At 72.2% G+C, this 25,205-nt stretch carries 26 protein-coding genes and 1 riboswitch; of the genes, 8 read left to right on the top strand and 18 right to left on the bottom strand.

Annotated elements, in window-relative coordinates:
- Window positions 1-70 precede the first annotated feature (70 nt).
- Window positions 71-613, bottom strand: a complete 543-nt coding sequence (locus JL106_RS02425) for a glutathione peroxidase (protein WP_205259088.1) — start codon at window positions 611-613, stop codon at window positions 71-73.
- Window positions 614-1,060: 447 nt separating this feature from the next.
- Window positions 1,061-1,260, top strand: a riboswitch (cyclic di-AMP (ydaO/yuaA leader).
- 3 nt (window positions 1,261-1,263) lie between these two features.
- Between JL106_RS02425 and JL106_RS21885 the strand changes: the two genes are divergently transcribed.
- Complete coding sequence (locus tag JL106_RS21885; RefSeq protein ID WP_205259087.1) at window positions 1,264-1,995, top strand: transglycosylase family protein; 732 nt, start codon at window positions 1,264-1,266, stop codon at window positions 1,993-1,995.
- A 168-nt stretch (window positions 1,996-2,163) separates the two neighbouring features.
- On the opposite strand, the gene malQ is transcribed toward JL106_RS21885, so the two are convergent.
- Window positions 2,164-4,356, bottom strand: coding sequence for a 4-alpha-glucanotransferase (gene malQ / locus JL106_RS02415; RefSeq protein WP_328841056.1), 2,193 nt, complete (start codon window positions 4,354-4,356; stop codon window positions 2,164-2,166).
- Between the two features lie 133 nt (window positions 4,357-4,489).
- Between malQ and JL106_RS02410 the strand changes: the two genes are divergently transcribed.
- Entirely contained in the window at window positions 4,490-4,780 is a 291-nt protein-coding gene (locus JL106_RS02410) for a hypothetical protein (RefSeq protein ID WP_205259086.1), read from the top strand.
- 9 nt (window positions 4,781-4,789) lie between these two features.
- On the opposite strand, the gene JL106_RS02405 is transcribed toward JL106_RS02410, so the two are convergent.
- From JL106_RS02405 to JL106_RS02390, 4 genes are all read right to left on the bottom strand, one after another.
- Window positions 4,790-5,749, bottom strand: coding sequence for an alpha/beta fold hydrolase (locus JL106_RS02405; protein ID WP_205259085.1), 960 nt, complete (start codon window positions 5,747-5,749; stop codon window positions 4,790-4,792).
- Window positions 5,734-6,483, bottom strand: coding sequence for an SDR family oxidoreductase (locus JL106_RS02400; RefSeq protein WP_407940071.1), 750 nt, complete (start codon window positions 6,481-6,483; stop codon window positions 5,734-5,736). The genes JL106_RS02405 and JL106_RS02400 overlap by 16 nt, the downstream gene beginning before the upstream one ends.
- Window positions 6,484-6,562: 79 nt before the next feature.
- On the bottom strand, window positions 6,563-6,727 hold the full coding sequence (locus tag JL106_RS02395; RefSeq protein ID WP_205259083.1) for a hypothetical protein: 165 nt from the start codon (window positions 6,725-6,727) through the stop codon (window positions 6,563-6,565).
- Between the two features lie 167 nt (window positions 6,728-6,894).
- A complete protein-coding gene (locus JL106_RS02390) occupies window positions 6,895-7,497 on the bottom strand; it encodes a YceI family protein (RefSeq protein WP_205259082.1) in 603 nt (200 codons plus the stop codon).
- A gap of 122 nt (window positions 7,498-7,619) precedes the next feature.
- Between JL106_RS02390 and JL106_RS02385 the strand changes: the two genes are divergently transcribed.
- The 4 genes from JL106_RS02385 to JL106_RS02370 all read left to right on the top strand — a co-directional run bounded on the left by JL106_RS02385 (window position 7,620) and on the right by JL106_RS02370 (window position 10,590).
- Window positions 7,620-7,970 carry an HNH endonuclease gene (locus JL106_RS02385; RefSeq protein WP_407940070.1) on the top strand — a complete coding sequence of 117 codons (351 nt, stop codon included), beginning with the start codon at window positions 7,620-7,622 and terminating at the stop codon, window positions 7,968-7,970.
- A 173-nt stretch (window positions 7,971-8,143) separates the two neighbouring features.
- Window positions 8,144-8,476, top strand: coding sequence for a PASTA domain-containing protein (locus tag JL106_RS02380; RefSeq protein WP_205259080.1), 333 nt, complete (start codon window positions 8,144-8,146; stop codon window positions 8,474-8,476).
- A gap of 126 nt (window positions 8,477-8,602) precedes the next feature.
- A complete protein-coding gene (locus tag JL106_RS02375; protein WP_205259079.1) occupies window positions 8,603-9,595 on the top strand; it encodes an IS481 family transposase in 993 nt (330 codons plus the stop codon).
- Window positions 9,596-9,669: 74 nt separating this feature from the next.
- Window positions 9,670-10,590, top strand: a complete 921-nt coding sequence (locus tag JL106_RS02370; protein WP_205259078.1) for an RluA family pseudouridine synthase — start codon at window positions 9,670-9,672, stop codon at window positions 10,588-10,590.
- A 17-nt stretch (window positions 10,591-10,607) separates the two neighbouring features.
- Here JL106_RS02370 and JL106_RS02365 read toward each other — a convergent pair whose 3' ends face one another.
- Both JL106_RS02365 and JL106_RS21880 read right to left on the bottom strand, forming a co-directional pair.
- Window positions 10,608-10,955 (bottom strand): DNA polymerase ligase N-terminal domain-containing protein, encoded by a 348-nt coding sequence (locus JL106_RS02365; RefSeq protein WP_236006514.1) that lies wholly within the window; start codon window positions 10,953-10,955, stop codon window positions 10,608-10,610.
- Window positions 10,952-11,215 carry a DUF2316 family protein gene (locus JL106_RS21880; RefSeq protein ID WP_205259076.1) on the bottom strand — a complete coding sequence of 88 codons (264 nt, stop codon included), beginning with the start codon at window positions 11,213-11,215 and terminating at the stop codon, window positions 10,952-10,954. Before JL106_RS21880 ends, JL106_RS02365 begins: the two co-directional genes overlap by 4 nt.
- 237 nt (window positions 11,216-11,452) lie before the next feature.
- On the opposite strand from JL106_RS21880, the gene trxA reads away from it, so the two are divergent.
- Together trxA and JL106_RS02350 are read left to right on the top strand one after the other, a co-directional pair.
- The gene (gene trxA, locus JL106_RS02355) at window positions 11,453-11,821 is read left to right on the top strand and encodes a thioredoxin (RefSeq protein ID WP_205259075.1); all 369 of its coding nucleotides are present in this window, start codon (window positions 11,453-11,455) and stop codon (window positions 11,819-11,821) included.
- A 43-nt stretch (window positions 11,822-11,864) separates the two neighbouring features.
- Entirely contained in the window at window positions 11,865-12,422 is a 558-nt protein-coding gene (locus JL106_RS02350) for a hypothetical protein (protein WP_205259074.1), read from the top strand.
- Between the two features lie 20 nt (window positions 12,423-12,442).
- Here the strand turns inward: JL106_RS02350 and eutC are convergent, their stop codons facing one another.
- The 10 genes from eutC to JL106_RS02300 all read right to left on the bottom strand — a co-directional run bounded on the left by eutC (window position 12,443) and on the right by JL106_RS02300 (window position 25,167).
- On the bottom strand, window positions 12,443-13,255 hold the full coding sequence (gene eutC / locus JL106_RS02345) for an ethanolamine ammonia-lyase subunit EutC (RefSeq protein WP_205259073.1): 813 nt from the start codon (window positions 13,253-13,255) through the stop codon (window positions 12,443-12,445).
- Complete coding sequence (locus JL106_RS02340) at window positions 13,252-14,655, bottom strand: ethanolamine ammonia-lyase subunit EutB (RefSeq protein WP_205259072.1); 1,404 nt, start codon at window positions 14,653-14,655, stop codon at window positions 13,252-13,254. Before JL106_RS02340 ends, eutC begins: the two co-directional genes overlap by 4 nt.
- A 26-nt stretch (window positions 14,656-14,681) precedes the next feature.
- Window positions 14,682-17,030, bottom strand: a complete 2,349-nt coding sequence (locus JL106_RS02335) for a penicillin acylase family protein (RefSeq protein WP_205259071.1) — start codon at window positions 17,028-17,030, stop codon at window positions 14,682-14,684.
- Between the two features lie 60 nt (window positions 17,031-17,090).
- Window positions 17,091-18,134: an ABC transporter permease gene (locus JL106_RS02330; RefSeq protein WP_205259070.1), complete on the bottom strand. Its 1,044-nt coding sequence runs from the start codon at window positions 18,132-18,134 to the stop codon at window positions 17,091-17,093.
- On the bottom strand, window positions 18,131-19,651 hold the full coding sequence (locus tag JL106_RS02325; protein WP_205259069.1) for a sugar ABC transporter ATP-binding protein: 1,521 nt from the start codon (window positions 19,649-19,651) through the stop codon (window positions 18,131-18,133). The genes JL106_RS02330 and JL106_RS02325 overlap by 4 nt, the downstream gene beginning before the upstream one ends.
- 96 nt (window positions 19,652-19,747) lie before the next feature.
- The gene (locus tag JL106_RS02320) at window positions 19,748-20,818 is read right to left on the bottom strand and encodes a sugar ABC transporter substrate-binding protein (RefSeq protein ID WP_205259068.1); all 1,071 of its coding nucleotides are present in this window, start codon (window positions 20,816-20,818) and stop codon (window positions 19,748-19,750) included.
- A gap of 76 nt (window positions 20,819-20,894) precedes the next feature.
- Window positions 20,895-21,737, bottom strand: a complete 843-nt coding sequence (locus tag JL106_RS02315; protein WP_205259067.1) for a polysaccharide deacetylase family protein — start codon at window positions 21,735-21,737, stop codon at window positions 20,895-20,897.
- Between the two features lie 53 nt (window positions 21,738-21,790).
- Window positions 21,791-22,528: an SDR family NAD(P)-dependent oxidoreductase gene (locus JL106_RS02310; protein WP_205259066.1), complete on the bottom strand. Its 738-nt coding sequence runs from the start codon at window positions 22,526-22,528 to the stop codon at window positions 21,791-21,793.
- A complete protein-coding gene (locus JL106_RS02305; RefSeq protein ID WP_205259065.1) occupies window positions 22,525-23,244 on the bottom strand; it encodes an SDR family NAD(P)-dependent oxidoreductase in 720 nt (239 codons plus the stop codon). Before JL106_RS02305 ends, JL106_RS02310 begins: the two co-directional genes overlap by 4 nt.
- Window positions 23,245-23,370: 126 nt before the next feature.
- Window positions 23,371-25,167 (bottom strand): ABC transporter substrate-binding protein, encoded by a 1,797-nt coding sequence (locus JL106_RS02300; RefSeq protein WP_205259064.1) that lies wholly within the window; start codon window positions 25,165-25,167, stop codon window positions 23,371-23,373.
- Window positions 25,168-25,205: the final 38 nt, after the last annotated feature.

Below are 25,205 nucleotides of genomic sequence, written 5' to 3'. Positions count from 1 at the left end.
CGGACACAGCACGGCGGGCCGCACCGGTGATCGGTGCGACCCGCCGTCCGCGCTGCTGACGTCGCCCGGTTCAGCCGGCCAGCGCGTCCTGCACGGCGCCCTTGATCGCCTCGGGCGTCACCGTCGGCTCGAACCGGGTGATGACGCGACCGTCCCGCCCGATCAGGAACTTGGTGAAGTTCCACTTGATCTCGTCGGTGCCGATCGCCTCGGGCCGGGTGTTCTGGATGTGCGGATAGAGCGGGTCGTCCGGGCCGAAGTCGCCGGGAGCCTCCGAGCGGAGGTACTGGTACAGCGGGTCGGCGTCCGCGCCGTTGACGTCGATCTTGGCGAAGATCGGGAACGTGACGTCGAAGGTCCGGGTGCAGAACTCCTGGATCTCGTCGTCGGTGCCGGGCTCCTGGCCGCCGAACTGGTTGCACGGGAACCCGAGGATCTGCAGGCCCTGGTCGGCGAACTCCCGGTGCAGTGCCTCCAGTCCCTGGTACTGCGGCGTCAGGCCGCACTTGCTGGCCACGTTGACGATCAGCAGCACCTGGCCGGCGTAGTCGGCGAGTTGCTGCGGTCGGCCGTCGGCGGTGGTCGCGGCGAACGAGTGGGTGGTCTGACTCATCGGTGAGGGCCTTCCTTCGGCCGCGCAGGGCGGGTCGGGGCGTCCTGGGGCTGGTCGCTGTGGTCATCCTGCTCGGCGCGGCCCGTCGAGGATCGCCGCGGGGATGAGACGCGCGCCACACCGACGATCTGGGCGTCCCAGAGTGCGCGATCGGGCGCCGTTCCCACAGGAACCGTCCAGACAGGCTCCGCCGATCGGGTGAAGTTACCCCCGGATTTTTGAACGGTCACGATCTCTCGACGTTGATAACGGAACCGCAACGGAGCTGCAGGAATGGGACATCCGAAGCGCTCTCGACCCGTCGTGACACGCCTGTGACCTGTGATCCGGCGCTCTTGCGGTTCCCGGGCCGTTCCGTAGTGTCGCCGTCGGTCAGGGCACCGCCCCGACCGCGAGCAGAACCTCGGAGCACCGCGCCGAACGCTGTCCACGGCTCCGAGACCCGACCGAAACGAACAGCTCAGGACAGTGGCGGGGAACCCAGGTTCCTCGGGACCCACCATGCCCGGATCCACGGGTTGCGGCAGGTCCCTCGGGGTGAAGCCGGCGACAGCCGGCCGGGCGCTCACGATCCCCAGGCACGGGCCGATGGTCCGCGCCGGCGTCCGAACCCGACAGCTCACCTCGTAGGCGCAGCTAGGGGAAGACACATGTTCAACCACAAGGGTCGCCACCGCGCGCCGTCGAAGTTCCGTTCCGTGGCTCTCAAGGGCTCCGCGGTCGTCGCCGTGGCCGGCGCCGCCGCGCTGGGTGCCGGTGCCGGCACCGCCTCCGCCGCCCCCATCTCCACCTGGGACGCCGTGGCGCAGTGCGAGAGCTCGGGCAACTGGTCCATCAACACCGGCAACGGCTACTACGGCGGGCTGCAGTTCTCGCAGTCCACCTGGAACGCCTTCGGTGGGCAGGAGTACGCCTCCCGCGCCGACCTGGCGACCAAGGAGCAGCAGATCGCCATCGCCGAGAAGACCCTCGCGGGTCAGGGCTGGGGCGCCTGGGCGTGCGCCTACGCCGGTGGCGGCGAGGGCCCGACCTCGCGGTCCGCCGCTCCGTCGTCGAGCTCCAGCAGCAGCGAGGCCAGCAGCTCCTCCAGCCGCTCGACCTCCAGCAGCAACTCCAGCAACTCGGAGCAGCAGGCCTCCCGGTCGCGCTCGTCCGAGTCGTCCGAGAGCAGCGCCCCGCGCAGCTCCTCGCGTGCCGCCGCTCCGGTGGCCGCCCCGGCCAGCGCGGCCGACGGCACCTACACCGTCAAGTCCGGCGATGCGCTGTACAAGATCGCCGCGGCCAACGGTCTGTCCGGCTGGGAGGCTCTGTACGAGCTGAACAAGGACATCATCCCGAACCCTGACCTGATCTACCCGGGCCAGGTCCTGCGTCTGTCCTGACGCCGGCGCCGGGCCCAGGCCCGGCCGCGACGAGGCGCCCCGCTGCTGATCCGTGGTCGGGGGACCGGAGGCAGCGGCGCCTGCGACGTCGCGCAGCAGTGCACCCCGCAACGGCGGGCACCCTCGGTGCCCGCCGTTGCGGCGTCCCGGCCCAGTGCTCAGCCCGAGTCAGCCGGCGAAGAGCCCGGCCAGCCGGGCCGCCCGCGGGTCGGTGAAGATCTCCTCCAACCAGATCGGCCGGCCGTCGGGGCCGGCGAGCGGCACCCGCCAGTTCGGGTACTCGTCGCTGGTGCCCGGCTGGTTCTGCGTGCGGACATCGCCGACCAGGTCGGGTAGCGCCACCCCGAGCAGCCGGGACGGCGTGGCCAGCAGGAAGCGGTGCAGCGCGACGACGAGCTCCTCGGAGTCGGGTTCCCGGTCGTCGGGCAACAGCCCGCGCTCACGCAGCACCGCCACCCAGGACGCCCGCTCCGCCTCGCCCTCGGCGCGTTCGTCCTCGACCGGCCGGGTCAGCAGGCCCAGTTCGTCGCGCAACCGGATGTGCTCCCCGGCCAGGTAGCCGGCCGTGGGCGGCAGGTCGTGGGTGGTCACCGTGGCCAGGCAGTACTCCCGCCAGGTCTCCGCGGGCAGCGGTGCGCCGTCCCCCGCGTAGTCGCGCTCGAAGAACAGGATCGATGTGCCCAGCAGCCCGAGTTCGGCCAGCATCCGCTGCACCCGCGGCTCCACTGTGCCGAGGTCCTCGCCGACCACCAGCGCCCCGGCCCGGGAGGCCTCCAGCGCGAGCACACCGAGCATCGCCTCGGCGTCGTAGCGCACGTAGGTGCCCTCGGTGGGCGGACGGCCCTCCGGGATCCACCACAACCGGAACAGCCCGAGGATGTGGTCGACGCGCAGGCCGCCGGCGTGCCGCAGCATGGTGGCCACCATGTCGCGCAGCGGTGCGTAGGCCAGCTCGGCCAGGGCGTCGGGCCGCCACGGCGGCTGCCCCCAGTCCTGCCCGGCCTGGTTGTAGCTGTCCGGGGGAGCGCCGACCGTGACCCCGCCGGCGAAGGCGTCCTGCAACGCCCACGCGTCCGCTCCGCCCGGGTCGACGCCCACGGCCAGGTCGTGCAGCACGCCGAGACTCATCCCGGCCCGCCGCGCGGCGCTCTGGGTGTCGTCGAGCTGTTCGTCGAGCTGCCACTGCAGCCAGCGGTGTAGATCGACGAGGGTTGCGTGCTGGTCGGCGTAGGCGGCGACGGCCGGGGAGTCCGGTCGCTGCAACGGTTCCGGCCACTGCCGCCAGTCGGGCCCGTGCTGCTGGGCAATGGCCGACCAGGTGGCGAAGTCCTGCAGCCCCCGGCCCTGCTGCCGCAGGTACGCGCGGTACGCGAGATCCCGTCCGGGACTGCGCGACACCGCGTGCACCAGGGCCAGGGCGGCCAGCTTGGCCGCCCAGGCGGTGTCGCGGTCGATGCGCCGGGACGGCCGATCCGCGCCGTCGGGTACCCCGGCGTCCCGGCCCCGGGCCTGCTCGGCCAGGTCGGCGACGTGCTGCCGGTCGGCCTCCGACAGGCCGGCGAACTCCGGGAGGCGCTCCGGCCGGAGATAGATGGGACTGGCGAACCGCCGGCTGGTCGGCAGGTACGGGGACGGTGTCAGGGGCGGCACCGGCTGGGCCGCGTGCAGCGGATTCACCAGGACCCAGTCGGCTCCGTGCTCGGCGGCCGACCACGCGGCCAGGTCCGTTAGGTCGACCAGATCCCCGGTGCCCCAGCTCTGCCGGGACCGGACGCTGTACAGCTGGGTGGCCAGCCCCCAGGCCCGCGCCCCGGTCCTCTCAGGCGTTCCCACCCAGTCCGGCGTGACGATCACCGTCGTCTCGCCGCGCCGTCCACCCGCTTCGGCGATCAGCCGGTGGTACCCGAGCGGCAGATCGGCCGGCAGTGGCACGGTGTGCTCCAGCACCACGCCGTCGGGGCCGTCGAACGACGCCGGTTCCCCGGATGCGACGGCGAGATCGGTGATCACACCGCCGCGCTCGAGCTCGATCGAGAGGGTGACCGGGACGTCCGGCGCCGCGTGCACCCAGCCGCTGCCCGGCCGGCCGGGCCGGGACACCAGGCACGGCGGCAGCATCCGCGCCCACCGCGCGGCGGTGCGGGTGACCAGGGCCTGCTCGGCCCGCTCGGGCGTGGACGCGTCGACCCCCAGGACGCCCAGCACGGTGCGGACCGTGTCGGCCTGCACCGTCACTCTCCGCTGGCGCTGGTCCTGGTACTCGACCGAGACCCCGCAGGAGTCGGCCAGTTCGCGCAGCACCGGATCGAGGCCGTCCGGGTGTCGCTGAGGTCCTGCGTCGACCACGTCGGCCGTCACCACCTTCCATCCGCCGGTGCACGTCCCCGGACGCCCGGCGCGCGCGGGCGGAGTCTTGCATCCCTCTGCAGGCGCGGTTCCCGCGGGACGCACCCGGCAACCGGGCACTGGACGTGGTCCTGCCTACGATCGGTGCATGAGCTGGTGGGTGTGGACGCTGCTGCTGGTCGTCATCGTCGTCGTGGTGGTGGTGCTCGTCGGCCGCCGCGCGGTGCGGACACTGGCCCGACCGGGCGTCGATCCCACCGAACTCAGCATCGATCCCGAGCTGATCGCCGAGATCCGCCGGCTGGGTGCGGCCGGTCAGAAGCTGCAGGCGATCAAGGTGCTGCGGGAGCGCACCGGCGTCGGGCTGGCCGACGCGGTGCGGTTGGTGGAACGCTGGACGGCGCCGAGACCGGATGGCAGCGCCGGACTCTCGTCCTGATCGCACAGATCAGCCGGTGCGCAGGCCGATCTGCCCGCGCAGCGCCTCGGCGACGGCGGTGGCGCCGGCATCGGTCATGACCACCGTGTAGTGGTTGGTGTGGTCGACCTCCCGGACGTCCAGACCGGGCAGCGCCTCGGCCAGGGCGGGCACCAGCTCCGGCGGGTACAGCCCACCGGCGCGGTCCAGCAGGTCCCGCGGCGCCCGCAGGAACAGCACCGGCACGGCGGCCCGGACCACCGCGTCGAGCACCGCCGTCTGCTCGGGACTGCGGTACAGGTCGGCGGCGTCGCGCAGCATCGTCTCCGGCCGGCAGGACGGCCGCAGGTCGGGTTCGACGCCGTCCAGGTCGTGGTCGAAGAAGGCGAGCAGCCGGGGATCGTCCCGGTGCCCGGCGAACGCCGGGTGGTCCCGCCAGAACGCCTGGTACGCCTCACGACTGGGGAAGGTGCGGGTCAGCCGTTCGGCCGCCGGGCCGAGCGTGGCGTCGATCGCCTGCGCCACGGTCGTCTCCGGCGGCAGCGGGAAGGGCAGGCCCCCGTCGACCAGCAGCAGCGATGCGACCAGGTCGGGCCGGTGGGCGGTGAGCGCGGTGGCGACGAAGCCGCCCATCGAGTGACCGACCACCGGCACCGGGCCGGGGGCGGCGCCGAACGGACCGCCGGCGGCGGCGATCAGGGCGGCCAGGTCCTCGGCGTGCCGGGCCATCCCGGTGGGCCCGGGCAGGTCGCCGGACCGGCCGCGACCGCGCAGGTCGGGCGCGACGATCCGGATCCCGGGCAGGGCGTCGGCCAGCCACTGCCAGGCCAGGTGCGATGCGGTGATGCCGTGCACAGCCAGCACGGTGGGCGTCGGCCCGGTCTCCGGCTCCGTGAGGTCAGGGCGGTCCGGCTCCCAGACCCCGCCGTGCAGCATCCCCCCGGCGACCGGGACGGCGAAGGTCCGGTACTGGGTCACCGGGCCAGCCACCCGCCGTCCATCGTGTAGGACGCGCCGTTCACCATGGCCGCGTCCGGGCCGGCCAGCCAGCCGACCAGCGAGGCGACCTGATCGGGCTCGACCAGCTGTTTGATGGCCGACTCGGCCAGCAGCACCTCGGCCACCACCCGGGACTCGTCGATGCCGTGCGCCTTGGCCTGGTCGGCGATCTGCCCTTCGACCAGCGGGGTGCGGACGTACCCGGGGTTCACGCAGTTGCTGGTGACGCCGTGCGCGCCGCCCTCCAGGGCGGTCACCTTGTTGAGTCCCTCGAGGGCATGCTTGGCCACCACGTAGGCGACCTTGTTCGGCGAGGCGATGAGCCCGTGCACCGAGGACAGGTTGATGATCCGGCCCCAGCCCTGTTCGATCATGTGCGGCAGCGCGGCCCGGACCAGCAGGAAGGGCGCCTCCACCATCAGCGTCTGGATGCGCCGGAACACGGCGGGGTCGAACTCGACGATGGGCGCGACCTTCTGGAAACCGGCGTTGTTGACCAGGACGTCGACGTCCAGGGTGAGCTCGTCCAGCGCGGCCGTGTCGGTGAGGTCGACCGCCCAGGCGGTGCCGCCGATCGGTTCGGCGACCGCGACGGCCGCGTCACCGTCGAGGTCGGCGACGGTGACCCGGGCGCCCAGGGCGGCGAGGCGGCGGGCGCAAGCCGCGCCGATGCCGCTGGCGCCTCCGGTGACCAGTGCGTGTCGGCCCTGCAGGGTCGTACCGATCTCGTCCACCGATGCTCCGTTCGTCCAGTGCGCTCCCGGCTGGCCGGGCGGGTCCCGGTGGCCGGGACCCGCCCGGCATTCAACCAAGGATCCGGCGGGTCAGTGCTCGACGAGGGTGCGCTCGGGGCTCGGGGCGGTCGGTGACGGGCCGGTCGGGGGTGGGGCGTCGGCCGAGGACGGCGGCCACGGCGCACAGCACGCCCAGGAACAGCAGCACGGCGAGGATGGCGGTCAGGGACGTCACGGGTACTCCCTTCGCAGGTCGCGCCGGTGCTGGCACCGGCAGGACCTCCATGGGACTCCCCGTGTCTGGCGATCCGCCGAGCGGATGACGAGAGCCGTCAGAGCGCCGTCTGAGCAGTTCCTGAGAACGCGGGGCGACGTCCTTGAGTCCCACCATCGGGTGGCTCGTCACGCGGCCGGCGCGGCCTCGATCGCCAGATCGACGGCCATCGAACGGCCGATGAGCTTCTCGAACCCAGGTTGCGACAGCAGCCGCACGGCGTCGCGGGAGCCGACCGACCCGGTGGCCCGCAAGGTGATGCGCTCGGTGCTGGCCTCCGTGCAGCACAGCGCGAACCGGACGGCCAGCGTGCCGCGCCCCGTGAGCAGCGTGCCGTCCAGCTCCCAGCGTCGCGCCGCCCATCCGGTCGCCGAGCCGGCCCGCAGCGCGGTCGAGGTGAAGGCGATCTGCGGGTTGGTCCGGACGTCCACCAGGCCGGCGTGGGTGAGCACCGCGTCCCAGTGGCTGCTGCCGCTGGTCAGCGAGGCGGTGGCGACCCGGGCGCTGATCTGCGTCCGCTCGGGGTCGGCGGTGAGTTCGACGGTGCCGGCCAGCTCGGCGAAGCGGCCCTGCACGGGCACCAGCCCACCCACCTTGACCCCGACCCGCAGGTCCGAGCGGTGCGGGTCGATGACCCACCGACCCGGTCGGGGGGTGGCAGCGGCCCGGGTGGGGCCCAGGCTGTCGGCCGGGGTGTCGGTCGGCCGGGTGGGGACGGCGGTACGGCTCATGGACGCGCTCCTCGCGGGCGGGCGATCGGGACCTCAGGGGAGCGGAGCGGGCCACCGTGCCCCTGATACCCGTCCCGGCGGCGCACCGGCACCATCGAGGAATGGGGGGACCCGGGGTGCAGCTGGATCGGGCCGGTCGGCTGGCGCTGGCCGTGGCGCGTGACGGCGACCACTGCCTGTGGTGCGGCCGCACCTTCACCCGGCTGGTGCCGCCGACCACCGACCATCTGGTGCCCCGGGTCAAGGGCGGCCCGTCCTGGGCCGAGAACGAGATCGCCGCCTGCCGTCGGTGCAACGCTCACCGCGGGCACCAGGCCCCGGCGGCGTGGCGGGACGAGTGCCTGCGCCGCGGCTGGCAGCCCGACGTCGCCGCGTTGACGGCTGCGGTGCACCGGCTGGCCGCGGCGGTCGATCGGCGGGGCGGCCAGCGCCGGGCCGCGCAGTACCTGGCCGGCCAGTTGCGCCGCTGGTGAGACGTTCTGCCCCTGGAGAACCGGCCTGGTCGCGGACCGGTCGTCGCCCTACCGTCGGACCCGGACCCGACGAAGGGTGTCGCCGGGCCGGACGGGCGGAGGTGGCTGCCGTGGCGAGCGGACGAGCACACAGGAACGCGTCGAGACCGGGTGCCGTGCCACCCCGGATCACCGTGCCGGACCTGATCGGGTTGATCCCGCAGGCGGTGCTGCGCATCGCGGACTCCGGGGGATTCACCCTGGCCATCAGCTCACCGGAGCTGCCGATCGAGCAGTTGACGTCGTCGGCGCGCTGGCAGGTCACCGGTCAGGACCCCGAGGCAGGCGCCGGGCGGTTCCGCGGCGACACGGTCGCCGTGACGTTCCGCCACGAGCGTGGGCCGGACGCCGGGGACCGGGAGCCGAGCGGACCGCCGCCGCCGCGACGCCGTCGGGCGGTGCTGCTCGACCCGGACGACGAGGCCGACGGTCCGGACCGGCCGGCCCTGCGGTCCGTGGACCACTAGGTGTACTGCTCGGGGACGTTGGTTGAACGCGTGTGACGACGCGATCTGATTGATCTTGTTCGGGAGGACCTCCGGGCGTGGAGTGGAGCTGCTGAAGGCGACCACTGACACCACCCGGAGGTCCTCGTGTCCCACGCTAATGCCGCTCTGACGCCACGCCACCGTCTCAAGCTGGCCCGCGCCGTGGTCGAGGACGGCTGGACCATCCGGTACGCGGCCGCGGTGTTCAACGTCTCCTGGCCCACGGCCAAGCGGTGGGCCGACCGCTACCGCCAGGGCGGCCCGGACGCGATGGACGATCGCAGCTCCCGGCCGCACCGCTGCCCGCGGCGGACCCCACGCCCGGTCGTGCGCAGGATCGTGCATCTGCGGTGGCGCAAGCGGCTGGGCCCGGTGCAGATCGCCGACCGCCTGGGCCTGGCGCCCTCGACGGTGCACGCGGTGTTGGTCCGGTGCCGGCTGAACCGGCTCTCCCACATCGACCGGGTCACCGGCGAACCGATCCGCCGGTACGAGCACGACCGGCCCGGCGCGTTGCTGCACGTGGACGTCAAGAAGCTCGGCAACATCCCCGACGGCGGCGGCTGGCGCTACGTCGGCCGCCCCCAGGGCCGCAAGAACCGGGCCGCGACCCCCGGCAAGCCGCGCAACGCCCACCACCATCCCAAGATCGGGACGGCGTTCGTGCACACCGTGCTCGATGACCACAGCCGCGTGGCCTACGCCGAGATCCACGACGACGAGACCGCCGCCACCGCGATCGGCGTGCTGCGCCGCGCCGTCGCCTGGTTCGCGACCCGCGGTGTCACCGTCCACCGCGTGCTCTCGGACAAGGGCTCGGCCTACCGCTCGCACGCCTGGCGCGATGCCTGCCGGGAGCTGGGCATCACCCCGAAACGGACCCGGCCCTACCGTCCGCAGACCAACGGCAAGATCGAACGGTTCCACCGCACCATGGCCGACGGGTGGGCCTTCGCCCGCATGTACCTCAGCGAGTCAGCCCGCCGCCGCGCCCTCCCGGGCTGGCTGCACGAGTACAACCATCACCGGCCCCACACCGCGATCGGCAACCAGCCCCCGATCACCCGCTTGACCAACCTGTCCGAGCAGTACAACTAGGGCAGTCGCCGCAGCGAGGGAACGATCGACGCGGCGGCCGGGCCGCCACGCCCGACCGGCTACCGTCGCGACCCGTGGTCAAGTCACCCCTGCCGGTCCGCGACGGGCTCAACCCGAGCCGGATCCGGCTGCCGGTGACCGGACCGTGGGCGACCGTGGCCGAACACCTGCTCGAACGGTTCGCCGACGACCGGGTCCGGGTTGCGGAGAAGATCGCACTCGGTGAGGTCGTCGACGTCGACGGGTCGGTCATCACCGCGAGCACGCCGTACCAGCCGGACGCGTTCGTGTTCCTCTACCGGGATCCGGCGCCGGAGCGCCGGGTGCCGTTCGAGATCGAGATCCTGCACCGGGACGACGATCTGCTGGTCATCGACAAGCCGCACTTCCTGGCGACCATGCCGCGCGGGTTCTACATCGTGGAGTCCGCCCTGGTCCGCCTCCGACGCGACCTGGGCATCCCGGAGCTGTCACCGGCCCATCGGCTGGACCGGGTGACCGCCGGGGTCGTGGTGTTCACCCTGCGTCCCGAGGTCCGCGGCGCCTACCAGCAGCTGTTCGCGCACCGGCAGGTGGTCAAGGAGTACGAGGCCGTCGCCGCGGTGGACCCGCGGCTGGAGTTCCCGCTCACCGTGCGCAGCCGCATCCTCAAGGAGCGGGGCACGCCGACGGCGCGGGAGATCCCTGGCGAACCGAACGCGGAGAGCTGGATCGACCTGCTCGACGTGCGTCCCGACACCGACGGGACCGGTGCGATCGGCCGCTACCGGCTGCGCCCGCACACCGGCAAGACCCACCAGCTGCGGGTGCACATGAACTCGCTGGGGGTGCCCATCCGCAACGACCACTTCTACCCGGAGCTGGTCGAGGTCGACCCCTACGACTACTCCACGCCGTTGCAGCTGGTCGCCCGATCCATCGAGTTCACCGACCCGCTGTCGGGCCGACCGCGGCGGTTCGAGACCCAGCGGCGGTTGTCCTGTTGGACGGCGTGAGTGCGGAGCGGCCGGACTCAGCCGTCCTGATCGCTCATCAGGTGCAGCAGCCAGCCCTGCGGCGTGCGGATCATCGCGTACCGCCGGTCGTCCGTCCGGCCGTGCAGGGTGAACACGAACCGCCGCTCGGTGCGGTCCTCCTCGGTCCAGGTGCCGATGTCGGCGATCGACTTGTCCTCGTCGGAGTACGTCAGGTGGTCGAGGTCGTGATCGGGAACCGAGATGGCGAGCCGATTCTCGTCCGGGTCGACGGGGAGTCCCTTGGGGACGGCCCAGGACCGCAGCACCCCGTCCTGCTCCAGTCGCAGGTCGAAGTGCGGACGGGGCTTGCGGTGGTCGTGCAGGACGAACGCGGCCACGCTCATCCTTCCGGCCGCGCCGACTCGGTGAGGACGGTGTACGGCACCGGGTTGCCGCCGCCGTCGCGGACGGTCCGGTCCAGCCAGTCCCGCAGCTCCCAGACGTCTGCGGGGTCGGCACCGGTGGCCATCTCGACCGTGTGGTGCAGGCGGTCCTCGGTCCAGCCGAGGGCGGCTGCGACCTCCGGGAGTCCGCGCCGGGACTTGTCCAGATTGGCCGACAGCTCACGTGCGGTCTGCGCCTTCTCCGAGCGGGTGAGCGACACGCGTGACCCCCTGACGTCCGGTCGGGCGCGGCACCCCCGTGGTGCCACCGTCCGGCCGGGGCTCCCACCAGTGTGCGACGTGCGGGTGTCGGCTGGCGGTATCGCCCCGGAATATCCCGGTCGCGGAATTGGCTGAACCAGCCAGCGCCGGCGTGTCTGCGAGCCCAGGCTCAGCACCCGGCCCCGGACGCCCACCATCCGTGCGGTCCGGCCGAGCACCTGATCCGGGAGCGATCCATGAGCACGCAGACCCTGACCGCGGGCAACTTCGAGCAGACGGTGACCCAGGACGGCATCGTCCTGGTCGACTTCTGGGCGTCGTGGTGCGGGCCGTGCCGCCAGTTCGCACCGACCTTCGAGAAGGCGTCCGAGACGCACCAGGACATCACCTTCGGCAAGGTCGACACGGAGGCCGAGCAGGCGCTGGCCGCGGCCGCGCAGATCCGCTCCATCCCGACTCTGATGGCCTTCCGCGACGGCATCCTGGTCTTCTCCCAGCCCGGTGCCCTGCCCGCCCCGGCGCTCGAGGAGGTCATCGGCGCGGTCCGTGGCCTGGACATGGACGAGGTCCGTTCGAAGATCGAGGCGGCGACCCCGCAGGCCTGAGCCTGACCGGGCCGGCCGGCTCGCGTTCGCTACCGTCGGGCGAGTGACATCGTCGTCCCCGGTCCGGACCGACCGCCGCACCCTCGCCAGTGCCGCCGCGGTCGAAGGCTTCTTCGCCGTCCTGTGGTGCAGCTGGGGGTCGCCCGACCCACCGCGATGGCTGGGCACGGCGACCCTGGTGGGCGCGCTGCTCGGGCTGGTGATCGGCGTGGGCGGGCTCCTCGCCGGCCGGCGACTGCGCGGCAGTGCCAGCACCATGACCCGGCCGGTCACCCGCCGCGGCTACCTGCGGGTGGTGGCCATCGAGTTCGCGCTGCTGATCGTGATCGGTGTGATGCTGGGGCTGACCGTCGGTGGGGAGTGGGCCGCCGTGTGGATCTGCGCCGTCGTCGGCGTGCACTTCTTCCCGCTCGCCAGGGTGCTGCCGGGGCTCATGCTCACCGTGCTCGGCGCCGCGATCACCGCGGTCGCCCTGATCGCCCTCGTCCTCGGCCTGGCCACGGACGTCGCGGCCACCGCGGTGATCGGCCCGGGCACCGGGTTGGCCCTGTTGGTCGCCGCGGCATGGTCGCTGGCGCAGGCGGTCCGCCGCACGGCCTGAATCCTGCGGCCGCGCCTGGGTCAGTCCCGCCCCAGCGGCGCATCCAGCACGCTCGGCCCGTTCCCCGGCAGCGCGTCCAGCCCGACGTCGGCCTTGAGGTCGACGCCGGACCGCCCCAGCTGCCGGGCGCACAGCGCCAGCCGCACCACCGTCTCCGCCGCCACGGCGTACTCCAGTCCCTCCGGCGGATGGATGTTGGACACGCAGTTGCGGTCGGCGTCGGTGGTCCCGAGTCCCGGGGCGTGGGTCAGGTAGGCCCCGAGGCTGTCGCTGGTGGTCAGGCCGGGCCGCTCGCCGATCAGCACGACCACGGCCGGCGTCCCCAGCAGCTCGGCCACCCGATCACCCAGCGCGACCCGGGCCTGCAGGGCGATCACCGGGGTGGCCAGCCGCAGCCGGCCCGCCGCCGCGCGGCGCAGCGCCCCCAGCAGCGGGGCACCGTGCCGCTGCAGCGCGGTGGGCGACAACCCGTCGGCCAGCACCACCGCGAGATCGGCGTCCTGCCGGGGCAACACGGTGTCCGGGGCCAGCCGCCGGCCCAGGTCCGGCCGGCGCAGGTACTCGCCCCGCGATCCGGCCGCGCTGTGCACCACCGGCGCGGCACCGCCGCCGCTGTCGGTCTGCAGGTCGGCCTGCAACCGCGGTACGTCCAGCACCGTGTGCACGGCGTCCCGGGCAGCGGCGTGGTCGGTGCGCAACTCGAGCACCCGGCGGGTGGGCAAGGCGTCCCCGGAACGCCCCAGCCCGATGCGGGCGCGGGTCGTCCGGCTCAACGCGCTCCAGAAGTCGGAGACCGCGGGCAGCGCTCCGTCATCCGGCCGGTCCGGGTTCATGCGGTCAGCTCCGACAGACCGGAGCGGCGCGGGTCGATCTCCAGCACCGAGCCGTCCTCGGCCAGCAGACCCATCCGCAGCAGCCAACGCTCGAACTCCGGCGCCGGGCGCAGGCCGAGCGAGCGCCGCAGGAACAGCGCGTCGTGGAACGACAGGCTCTGGTACCCGAGCATCACGTCGTCGCCGCCGGGCACGGTGATGACGAAGTCCGTCCCGGCCACCGCCAGCAGCACGGCCAGGTCGTCCATGTCGTCGGCATCGGCGTCCGCGTGGTTGGTGTAGCAGACGTCCACGCCCATGGGCAGGCCGAGCAGCTTCCCGCAGCAGTTGTCCTCCAGCCCGGCCCGGGTGATCTGCTTGGCGTCGGCCAGGTACTCGGGGCCGATGAACCCGACCACGGTGTTCACCAGCAGCGGGTCGAAGGCCCGGGCCACTGCGTAGGCCCGCGTCTCCAGCGTCTGCTGGTCCACCGGCCGGCCGCCCACGCCCAGGTGAGCGCCGGCCGACAGGGCCGAGCCCTGCCCGGTCTCGAAGTACATGACGTGCTGTCCGACGGTGCCGCGGCCCAGCGACCGGCCCGCATCGTGCGCCTCGGCCAGGAGGGCCAGGTCGATGCCGAAACTCCGGTTCGCGGCCTGGGTCCCGGCGATCGACTGGAACACCAGGTCCACCGGGGCACCCTGCTCGATCAGCTGCAGCGTGGTGGTGACGTGGGTGAGGACGCAGGTCTGGCAGGGGATGTCGTACCGGGTGCGGACCTGGTCGAGCAGCTCGAGCAGCCGCCGGGTGGTGGCGGGGGAGTCCGACGCCGGGTTGATGCCGATCACCGCGTCCCCGCAGCCGAGCAGCAGCCCGTCCAGCACGGCGGCGGCGACCCCCGTGGCGTCGTCGGTGACGTGGTTCGGTTGCAGCCGGGTGGCCAGCCGACCGGCGCCGCCGATGGTGGTGCGGAACGCGGTGGTCATCTGCACCGCTCGGGACACGGCGATCAGGTCCTGGTTGCGCATCAGCTTGCTGACCGCGGCCACCATCTCCGGCGTCAGCCCGGGCGCGAGCCCCGCGAGGGTCCCGGCCGCATCCGGCCGAGTGGCGGTGGCCAGCAACCAGTCCCGGAACCCGCCCACGGTGAGCGAGGAGACCGGGGCGAACGCGGCCCGGTCATGACCGTCCAGGATCAGCCGGGTCACCTCGTCGGTGTCGGACGGCACCACGTCCTCGGTGAGGAAGTCGGCCAGCGGCACGTCGGCCAGCGCCCACTGCGCCGCGGTGCGTTCGGTCTCGGACACCGCCGCACACCCGGCCAGTTCGTCGCCCGAGCGGCGGGGTGACGCCTTGGCCAGCAACTCCACCAGCCCGTCGAACTCGTGGGACTGCCCCCGGATGATGCTCGAGTAGCGCACGCCTGCTCCCGTCCTGTTCGTGCGGATCAGTCGTGGGGGACCAGCCGGATGCGGGTGGCCGCGTGGGCCGCCACCGCCTCCTGGCTGTACACCAGCGGGAAACTACCGCCCGCAGCCCAGGTGTCGAACAGGTCGGTGTAGTGCGGCGACCGTGGGTCGCCGGACTGTCCCGGGGCGTTCACCGCCCGGCTGGCGTCCCAGTTCCCCACGTCCAGCACCATCCGGAAGGTGGAGCCGATGGTCTGCCGGAAGTCCGGCCCGTAGCCGGTCATGCCGACGGTGTCGCCGCTGCCCGCCCGGGGCGCGGGACCGACCTGCACCCAGGCCGGGTCGACGCCGTCCGTGCCGTCCCGGCCAGCCAGCGCGGTGTTCACCAGTCGGGTGTGGTGCAGCGCGCCCCAGCGCCAGCCGGTGCGGTCGGTGCCGAGCCGCTGCTCGATCTCGCCCAGGGCGGACCGCAGTGAGCCGTCGACGATGGCGGTCAGGTCGGTCACCTCGGCGGCCGACCCGGCGTCGAACGAGGCCAGCATGCGCAGGTCGCCGCGCAGGTCCGAGTCCATCGACTCGTCACGCAGCAGCATCGCGGTGGCCCGCTCGCGCAGCTCGGTCGGCACGCCCTCGCGGTCCAGCAACCGGGCCACCAGCGCGGGGCGCAGGTGCCGCCGCAGCCAGATCTCGAAGACCAGCGCCTCGGTCGAGTCGACCGTCTCGACACCGTCCCAGGCGCGCAGCGCGGCGAGCACGTCGGCGTCCCGGACACCGTCGGCCGGCACGGCGGCCAGCGCCGCGATGATCCGTAGCGCGTGCACGCTGACGCAGTCCCACTGCATGCGGAGGCTGTCCTGGACGCTGATCGGGTCGCCGGCGCCCAGCCAGGCGGCCAGCCGCTCGTACCGGGCGGAGGAGTACCAGTCGTAGGTGACCGGGAGCCCCGGATCGCGATCCTCGGGCAGGTTCATCTGGTTGGCCGAGGCGAACCAGCCGCACGCCGGGTTCCGCACCCCGGGCAGCTCGTCGAGCTGGGCGAACCCGTCCCAGTCGAACCGCCCGTCGCCCGGCACCGGCACGCTGCTGTCGTAGCCGACCCGGCGGGGGATGAGGGCGCTGGCCTGCCAGCCGATGTCCCCGTCCACCGTGGCGTAGACCTGGTTCACCCCCGGCGCGCCCCAGCGGCTCAGCGCCTGGACGAAACCGTCCGCGTCGGCGGCATCCTGGTACTCGAGGCTGGCCAGGTACGGCGACATGCCGGGCTGCAGCCACACCGCCCGCAACGCCACCGCGATGCCGCGCTCGGCGTCCCGGAACAACACCGGGCCGAGCACGGAGTACTCGAGCTCGACGTCGGTCGGGTCCGCGCCGGCGACGTCGATGGTGGCCGTCTCGCGTTCGAAGGACACCCAGTCGCCCCGGTACCGGTAGCGGCCCGGGTCGGCCGGGTCCAGCTCGTGCACGACCAGGTCCTCGTGGTCGGCCGACCAGATGGTCAGGCCGAACGCGACCCGTTCGTTGTGACCGATCGAGATGCCCGGCAGGCCGGGCTCACCGGCGCCGATCACATCCAGGCCCGGCGCCCGCAGGTGGGCCAGGTACCGCAGCGACGGCAACCCGACGGCTCGGTGCGGGTCGTTGGCCAGGATCGGTCGGCCGGTGGTGGTCCGGTCTCCGGCGATCACCCAGTTGTTGCTGCCGGAGAGCTGCTGCTGCGGCTCACCGGGCCGCGGGCCTGCGCCGGTGAAGTCGACCGGGGAGAAGGCCAGTCGGTACACCCGGAGCACCTCGTCCGAGAGTCCGACGAGCGCCTGCGCGTCCGGCAGCACGAACGGGTCGGCCGGTTCCCGCACGTGCCGGACCTCGGCCACCTCCTCGCCGAAGTCCCGGACGGCCAGGCCGCGGGCCAGTTCGTGCTCGGCGTTGGAGAACAGGCCGTGGGTGCGGAACCGCACGACGTCCTCTGGCGCCCAGAACGCCGGCCGGTGGCCGTGGACCCCGAACTCCGGCGGCATCGCCTCCGGGTGGTCCAGCACCCACCGCACGTACGCGTTCACCCCGGTGGTGAAGGCGGTGACGATGCGGCGGGTGGCGGTGCCGTAGGCCAGCCACTCCGCACGCAGGTCGCCGCGGTACCGCAGCAGCCGGCTGGCCCGGTCCTGCTCGACGAAGGCGGGTCCGAACACCTCGCTGAGCAGGCCGTTGCCGCGCCGTCGCCACAGGTCGATCTGGAAGAGCCGGTCCCGCGCCGCGTTGAACCCCTGCGCGACGTAGACGTCCTGCTGGCTGGCCGCGGTGATGTGCGGGACACCCCAGGTGTCCACCACGATCTCCACCTCGGCGGTGAGCCCGGCGACCGGGTACTCGAGGTCGTACTCCTGCGGCACGGCGCCGCTCCTTCCTGGACTGCCGGTGCTGGACTGCCGGTGCTGGACGGCCGGTGTGGGTCAGCCGCGCTTGCGGTGCCGGATGATCGCGTCGACCGCCACCGCGGCCACCACGATGCAGCCCTTGGCGATCAACTGCCAGTGTTGCGAGACGTTGAGGCTGTAGAACACGTTGGTGAGCGTGGCCAGGATGAGCAGGCCGACCGCGGACCGCCAGATCGCGCCCTCACCGCCGAGCAGCGAGGTGCCGCCGACGACCACGATGGCGATCGCGTCCAGGGCCATCGACCCGCCCACGTCAGCCTGGCCGACGCCGAGCCGGGAGGCGTCCATCATCCCGGCCAGCGCGGCCAGCACCCCGGTGAGCACGTAGACGCTCGCGTTGAGGCCCTTCACCCGCAGGCCGGACAGCCAGGCCGCCTCGTAGTTGCCGCCGACCGCGTAGATGTTGCGCCCGAACGTGGTCCGGGCCAGCAGCAGCGCCGCGACGATGAAGGCGATGACCAGGATCCAGATGGGCAGCCGCACCCCGGCGATGGTGGAGAGGGCCAGGTCCTGGAACTGCGGATCGTCGTTCACGATGAACGGCGAGGAGTCCGAGTAGATGTAGGCGATACCGCTGACCACCGACGAGGTGCCCAGGGTGGCCACGAACGGATTCACGTTCAACCGGGAGACGATCACGCCGTTGATCAGGCCGACGACGACACCCGCCGCGATGGCACCGATCCCGGCCACCACGATGGATCCGGTCTGGATGGTCAGACCGGCGAACAGCACGGCGCCCAGGGCGTAGGTGGCGCCGACGGACAGGTCGAACCCACCGCTGATGATCACGAAGGTCATCCCGATGGCGATGATCCCGACCGCGGAGTTCTGGGTGAGGATGTTGCCGATGTTGGCCGGGTTCAGGAAGCCCGGGTAGAGGATCGTCGCGACGATGATGAGGACGACCAGGACGCCGACCATGCTGTACCGGGTGGCGTACTGACCGATGCCCGGCCGGGTCGCGGCGCCGTCCGACATCCGCGGCGTTGCCCCCGGTCCCGACGGCGTGGGGGTCTGCGGGACGGTGCCCGTCCCGCCCTGCGGGGTGGTGCTCATGCTGCTGCCTCACTCTCTCCGAACCCGAACCTGACGATCTCCTCGACCGACACGTCGCCGTCCCGGGTGTCCAGCTCGTGGACGACCCGGCCGTGCGAGAACACGAGGAGCCGGTCGCAGATGGCCAGGACCTCCTCGAGTTCGGAAGAGGTCACGATGATGGTGGCGCCCTCACGCGCCAGATTGACCAGTGACGCCAGCACCTCGGCCTTGGCACCGACATCGATGCCGCGGGTGGGCTCGTCGATGAGGAACACCTTGGGGCGGTAGCCGGCCCACTTGGCCAGCAGCACCTTCTGCTGATTGCCGCCGGACAGGGTGCGGACGGCCTCGGTGACCCGCTTGGTGTTGAAGCCGAAGAACGCCGAGTCGCGCACGACGTCGCCCCGCTCCTTGCGGAACGAGAGCAGGCCACGGGTGCGGCTGCGCCGGCCGAGCCAGTAGTTGGACACTGCGTCCATGCCCATGACCAGGGCGTGCCGGCGGCTCTCCGGGACCATGACCACCCCGGAGGAGACCGCGGTGCGCATCGACCGGGGCCACGGCACCGGTCGGCCGGCCAGGGTCAGCTCGCCCCGGGACCGGTGCTCCAGCCCGCACAGCGATCGGAAGAAGCTGGTCCGGCCGGAACCGACCAGGCCCCACAGGCCGACGATCTCGCCGGCCCGGGCGGTCACCGAGATGCCGTCGAGCACGCCGGGCCAGGTCACGTCGCGCACCGCGATGGACTCCTCGCCGAGCGGGTGCCGCTCGGTGCGCTTCTCGATGACCACCGCCTTGCCGACCATGCGCTGCACGATCGACTGCTTGGTCCACTCGCTGCGCGGCGCGGACACCACCACCTGGCTGTCCCGCATCACGGTGATGTGGTCCGAGAGCTGGAGCACCTCGTCCAGGTTGTGGCTGACGAAGACGATGGTCGTGCCACCCGCCCTGAGCTGGTCCAGGATGCGGTAGAGGATCTCCCGCTCGTGCTCGGCCAGCGCGGCACTGGGCTCGTCGAGCATCAGCACCCGGCTGTCGGCCTGGACGCCGCGCATGATCTCGACGATCTGCTGCTGCGAGACCGACAGGTCGCGGGCCGGGACGTCGGGGTCGATGGCGACGTCGAACTGCCGGCACAGCTCGAGGTAGCGCTGCCGCATCGCCCGGTCCAGGGTCATCCCACCGCGCGAGTCGAGCTGACCCAGGAAGACGTTCTGCGCCGCGGTGAAGGCCGGCACCATGGTCAACTCCTGGTACACGACGACCAGCCCGTGCCGGCGGGCGTCGCGTGGGCTCGAGGAGTGCAACTGGTCGCCGAACACGCGGATGACGCCCTCGTCGGCGGCCAGCCGGCCGCTGATCATGCCGAGCAGCGTCGACTTGCCGGCACCGTTCTCACCGACCAGTGCGTGGATGGTGCCGGGCTCGACGACCAGGTCGGCGCCGTGCACGGCGTACTTGCCGGCGAACTTCTTGGACGCGCCCACGCACTGGATGGCAGGCGGGACGGACGGATCTGCGGGGTGAGCCACGGCTCCTCCTCACGACTGGGGGGACGGCCCGGGCGGTCGGCGAGCGGTCGTGGCTCGGCCGACCGCCCGGGGTCATGGGGGATCAGGAGGTGCGGATCAGTACTCGGCGGTGTACTCGCCGACGTTCTCCGGCGTGACGAACGGGGTACCGTTCGGCAGCACGTCGGACTCGGCCAGGTTCACGAAGCGCTCCGGCTGCTCGCCCTCGACCAGGTCGACGACGGCCTGCAGCGCGTCCCGTGTCTCCTGCCGCGGCAGCATGATGATCGTGCCGGCCAGCGCACCCGACTGCACGTTGTCCAGCGCCCACTGGTCGCCGCCGAAGTCGTGCACGGCGATGTCGGTACCGGCGGTGGCCTGCACCACCCCGCGGGTCATGCCCGAGAAGTTGGACATCAGGATGTCCAGGTCGGGGTTGGCCTGCACGATGGTCTGTGCGGCCTGGAACGCCTGTGGGGTGGTGTAGTCGGTCGTCTGCTGGGCGACGATCTCGAAGCCGTTGTCCTCCAATTTCTTCGCGGCGTCGAAGAAGCAGATGGAGTTGGCGTTCAGGTCGGGACCGGAGATCAGGGCGACCTTGCCGCCGTCCGGGTAGGCCTCGATGATCTGGTCCATCCAGGCCTGGTAGACGTCCAGCGTCTGGCCGCCCACGTAGGTGACGGTGCCCGGCTGCCAGGTCTCCTCGCCCAGGTTGGTGGCCCGGCCGCAGATGGGCAGGTTGAACACGCTGACCATGACCCCGGCGGCCGGCGCGTCCCGGGTCAGCAGGTTGCAGACCAGGTTGCCGTCGTTCGGCTCGACCACGAAAGTGTTGTACTTGCCACTGGTCAGAGCGGTCTGCATCTGGTCGAACTGGACCTGGGCGTCGAACTGGCCGTCGAAGACGTCCAGCTGCACGCCGGTCTCGCCGGCGAAGGTCTTGGCCTCGTCGATCGCGGCCTGAAGGTACTGGTTGCTGCTGCCGGCCGAGAAGTACGCGATCTTCAGGTCGCTCACCGCGTCGACGGTGGGCTCCGGCTGCGCCGCCGCGGCGGCGCTGCTGCTGCCTCCGGACGCCGCGGCCGAGGACGAGCTCTGTTGCTGGGAACTGGCGGTGCTGCACGCGGTGAGGGTCAGGGCCGAGACCGCGGCGACGGCGGCGACGGTGGTGCGGACGGTGCGCTTCATGAGCAGTGCCTCTCTGGGCAGATGCGCTGGGGGAGTCGCAGGACGGAGATGGGGCGTCGGGCCCGGTACGAGGACCTCAGTCCTCGCCCCAGGTGTCGTAGATGTCCGACAGCGGTGCGAACCAGGTGCCGGGGAAGCCGGCCATGTAGTCGATGAGCCGCTCGAACCCGAGCATGTGGTGCGCCCGGCCGATGGTCTGCGGGTGCACGGTGATCGACAGCACGCCGCCCGGGACGTGCTGGTAGGCGTAGTCGAAGTGGTCCTTGAACCGCTGGAACATGACTTCGCTGGAGCCCAGGCCCGGGTTCACACCGGGGATGTACTCGGCGACCGGGAAGTCGTCCAGGAACCAGGAGACGGGGAACTCGAGGATCGGGCTGGCCGGCCCGAAGGTGCTGCCCTCCTCCCAGCCGACGTTCACCGGACGCGGGTGGTAGGGCTCGAAATCGCGCCCCATCAGCGAGGAGTCCCACTCGAACCCGAACTCCTCGAGCAGGCCCAGGGTCTCCTCGGTGAAGTCCCAGGCGGGGGAGCGGTAGCCACGCGGGCGCTTGCCGACGTACTTCTGGTGCAGCTCCAGCGTCTTCTCCATGAGCCGCCGCTCCGCGTCACCCTCCAGCTTCGGCACCGGCTCGTGCCAGCAGCCGTGCGCGGCGATCTCGTGGCCACCCTCGAGGATCGAGTTGAACCGGTCGGTGAAGGTGATCATGGTGTGGGCGGGGGTGCACCACGTGGTGCGGATGTCGTAGCGGGAGAACAGCTCCAGCAGGCGGGGCACGCCCACCTCCGCGCCGAACTCGCCGCGGGACAGGTAGCTGGGGCTGGACAGCCCGAAGGTGCCCATCCACACGCTGTGCGCGTCGAAGTCGGCGCCGATGCTGACGGCGAGCGTCTTCCCGTCGGGGAGTTGCAGGGTCATGATGTCCTCTTCCAGGATGCGGTCGTGCGAGGCGGTGTCGGTGTGGGTGGCCGTCAGGTGGCCAGGAACCCGCCGTCGACGACGAAGTCGGTGCCGGTGACGAAGCGGGACTCGTCCGAGGCGAGATAGACGCATGCGGCCGCGATGTCGGACGGACTGCCACCGTGGCCGACCGGCGTGGAGCCGATGACCCGAGCATTGGCGTCGGCGGGCTGCCGGTCGGTGAGCGGGGTGCTGATCCATCCGGGCACCATCGCGTTGACCCGGACGCCCTGGGCCGCGTACGTCACCGCCGCGTTGCGTGACATCGACCCGACGGCGCCCTTGGCCGCGTTGTAGGCGGTGACGCCGACGCCGCCGACGACGCCCCAGTCGGACGAGAAGTTGATGATCGACCCGGACCCGGCTGCCAGCATCGCGGGCAGCATCGCCCGCATCCCGAGGAAGACACCGGTCTGGTCGACCCGGATGATGCGCTGCCACTCGGCCAGGTCCAGGTCGGCGATGGCGTCGTAGCCGATGACCCCGGCCACGTTGGCCAGCACGTCGACCCGGCCGTAGCGGGCCGCGAGGTGGTCGGCCAGCTCGGCCCAGGCGTGCTCGTCGCCGACGTCCAGCCGGCGCTGCTCGACCAGGGGATAGGGTCGACCGAACGGGGCGACGTCGGCGGCGATCACCCAGGCACCCTCGTCGGCGAACGCCCGGACCACGGCGTGCCCGATCCCCATGGCCGCACCGGTGACGACGGCGACCTTGCCCTGCAACCGCTGCGTGCTGCGGATCCCGTTCATCGGGCCAGGTACCCCCCGTCGACCGGCAGGTCCACGCCCGTCACGAACGACGCTTCGTCCGAGGCGAGATAGACCGCTGCCCAGGCGACGTCGTCCGGATTCCCGGCCCGGGGGATCGGCGTGTTGTCGATGTACCGGGCGTTCACCTCGTCGGTCTGGTCCACGGTCATCGGCGTGCGGATCCAGCCGGGCAGGATCGCGTTGGCCCGGATGCCGTCGGTGGCGTACGTGACCGCGGCGTTCTTGGTCAGCGTGCGGACGGCGCCCTTGGCGGCGTGGTAGGCGGTGATGCCCGGGACCGCCACGGCACCCACGATCGACGAGATGTTCACGATGGAGCCGCCGCCGGTGCGCTGCATCGACGGGATGACCGCCTTCATGCCCAGGAAGACGCCGGTCTGGTCGATGTCGATGACCCGTTCCCAGGCCTGCAGGCTGGTCTCGTGCACGACGTCGTAGTCCGCGACACCCGCGTTGTTGACCAGGATGTCGACCGCGCCGTGGTCGGCGACGACCTGCTCGACCAGTGCGGTCCAGCCGGGCTCGTCGGTGACGTCCAGGTGCACCGACGCCGCCAGCGCGGAGTCGCCCTCGAACGGCAGGACATCGGCGCCGATGACGGTGGCGCCCTCGGTGGCCATGAGCTCCGCGATGCCGCGGCCGATGCCGCGGGCGGCCCCGGTGACGATGGCGGTCTTGCCCTGCAGGCGTGGCATCGGGCCTCCCTTCCTGGTCCCGCAGCCGGGGTGGTCCCGGCTGGTGTGGGAGCAGGTTAGGAACGGCGCAGGGTCGCGGGGATCGTCGAGATTACGTATGCCGTGTAACGCCTGGGAGAGCGCCGGTCAGGACGCCGCGAGCCGGGTCCCGGCCGTCCGGGTCAGCCACGGCTGCGGACGGAACACGGTGTCCGCGTACGGCGTCGGGCTCAGGATGCGCTGCCGGCCGTCCTGGATCTGGAACACCAGGTGCGCCTGGGCCAGCGATGGATCCATGGTCCGGTTGGTGTACGACAGCGCCGTCTGTGAGTCGTTGTCGAACCAGTACGCGCCGTTGACCCCGCGCACCGCGCTGTGTCGCAGCTCGATCGCCACCGCGCCCCGGTCGCGCGGGTTGGCCACCTGTGACCACGCACTGGCGGCCAGCCGCACCCGGTCGTAGGCGATCCCGGCGTGCGACCGTCCGGGCTTCACGCCGAACCGCGAGGTGTACTTGGCCACGAAGGCCCGGGCCAGCGGATCGGAGTAGGTACCGGTCACCGTCGCCCAGAGCAGCCCTTCGGCCCGGGCGCCCAGTTGCTCGCGGAAGGCCGGCACGCTGGGCGCGTAGATGGAGTAGACCAGCGTGTCCGACGGCGCCCGGTGGAACGCCTCCAGGAACGCCGCGGTGCCGTCCACCAGGTAGTGCCCGAGCATCACCGCGGCCGGCTCGCTGTGCACGATCCGCTCCGCGACGCCGGCCCAGGTGGTGATGCTGTGGTCCATCGGCTGCACCAGTTCGAGCGCCCAGCCGTGCCGCTCGGCCAGCCGGGCGGCCTCGGCCACGCCCAGGTCGGTCGGGCTGGCCTGCAGGTCCATGGCCCACGGGCTCATCACCACGGCGAGCCGGTCCGAGCTGGGTACCCACTCACCGCGGTCCCGCAGCGCGGTCATCTCCTCCACGAACCGGGGCGCGTAGTGCCGGTCGCTGGGGCAGACCTGGAAGATGCGGGCGTGCCGGACCGGGTCGTCCAGCACCCGGCGCTCCATGGCGGCCATGGTCGCGGCGTGCAGGTACGGGATGCCGCTGTCGGCCACGATGTCGTGGGCGACGTCCTGGTACGGGACGTAGCCGGACGTGATCACGTCGACGTCCCGCTCGGTGAGCTCGGTGAACGTCCGCCGGACGCTGTCCACGTCCATGATGTCGACGTCCATGATCTCCATGGACAGCAACCGGCCGTCGATGCCGCCGCGGGCGTTGATCTCCTCCACCGCGAGCTGGGTGGCCCGGGCCATCTCGATGCCGTCCGCGGCGGCCCACCCGCGCAGCGGCAGGGCCGCCCCGACCACCAGGGGCGTCCGGGTGAGCCGCGGCCAGCTGATCACCTCGGTGGCCGGGCCCGGCGCCGCGTCGCGCCCGCTGAGCTGCCGGCCCAGGCGCAGCGCGTCGAAGCCGTCCTCCCCGCCGGGGAACGGCAACCGGATCAACCCTTCCTCGGCGGCGATGACCGCGGCTGAGGTGCGGTGGGAGACACCGAGTTTGCGCATGATGCGGTCGACGTGCGTGGTCACCGTGCGGGTGCTCAGGAACAGCCGCCCGGCGATCTCGGTGTTGGTGGCGCCGATGGCGACCAGCGACAGCACGTCCAGTTCGCGGACGGTGATGCCGAACGGCAACTGGAAGGCCTGGCGGCCGGAGACGTCCGCGGTACGACGCGGACCGCTGCCGTGGACGTCGACGGTGACCAGGTACCGCTCCGAGGCCGCGTCACCGACCCAGACGAACCGGGCCTGGGTGTCGCCGTGCCCGGTCGCGGCGAGCCGCCCGGCCGCCTCGAGCACGCCGTCCGGCACGGCGTCCGGGCGTCCGGCCTCCACCGATGTGATGCTGCCGCGGGCACCGACCAGCACGGCGAAGTCGTCGTGGTCGTCGTGCTTCATCGCGCGCCGGCGAGGGACGACCGGTGCGCAGCGTGGGA

It is taken from the genome of Nakamurella leprariae, assembly GCF_016918035.1.
Taxonomy (GTDB): Bacteria; Actinomycetota; Actinomycetes; order Mycobacteriales; family Nakamurellaceae; genus Nakamurella; species Nakamurella leprariae.
This window is presented reverse-complemented; position numbering and strand designations above follow the sequence as displayed.

Coding starts and splice junctions, on each gene's coding strand:
- JL106_RS02390 (WP_205259082.1), bottom strand. CDS start 7,497: ATGAGCCGTACCGCCGTCCCCACCCGGCCGACCGACACCCCGGCCGAC.
- JL106_RS02425 (WP_205259088.1), bottom strand. CDS start 613: ATGAGTCAGACCACCCACTCGTTCGCCGCGACCACCGCCGACGGCCGA.
- JL106_RS02365 (WP_236006514.1), bottom strand. CDS start 10,955: ATGAGCGTGGCCGCGTTCGTCCTGCACGACCACCGCAAGCCCCGTCCG.
- JL106_RS02300 (WP_205259064.1), bottom strand. CDS start 25,167: ATGAAGCACGACGACCACGACGACTTCGCCGTGCTGGTCGGTGCCCGC.
- JL106_RS02305 (WP_205259065.1), bottom strand. CDS start 23,244: ATGCCACGCCTGCAGGGCAAGACCGCCATCGTCACCGGGGCCGCCCGC.
- JL106_RS02310 (WP_205259066.1), bottom strand. CDS start 22,528: ATGAACGGGATCCGCAGCACGCAGCGGTTGCAGGGCAAGGTCGCCGTC.
- JL106_RS02320 (WP_205259068.1), bottom strand. CDS start 20,818: ATGAAGCGCACCGTCCGCACCACCGTCGCCGCCGTCGCCGCGGTCTCG.
- JL106_RS02330 (WP_205259070.1), bottom strand. CDS start 18,134: ATGAGCACCACCCCGCAGGGCGGGACGGGCACCGTCCCGCAGACCCCC.
- trxA (WP_205259075.1), top strand. CDS start 11,453: ATGAGCACGCAGACCCTGACCGCGGGCAACTTCGAGCAGACGGTGACC.
- JL106_RS21885 (WP_205259087.1), top strand. CDS start 1,264: ATGTTCAACCACAAGGGTCGCCACCGCGCGCCGTCGAAGTTCCGTTCC.
- JL106_RS02315 (WP_205259067.1), bottom strand. CDS start 21,737: ATGACCCTGCAACTCCCCGACGGGAAGACGCTCGCCGTCAGCATCGGC.
- eutC (WP_205259073.1), bottom strand. CDS start 13,255: ATGAACCCGGACCGGCCGGATGACGGAGCGCTGCCCGCGGTCTCCGAC.
- JL106_RS02410 (WP_205259086.1), top strand. CDS start 4,490: ATGAGCTGGTGGGTGTGGACGCTGCTGCTGGTCGTCATCGTCGTCGTG.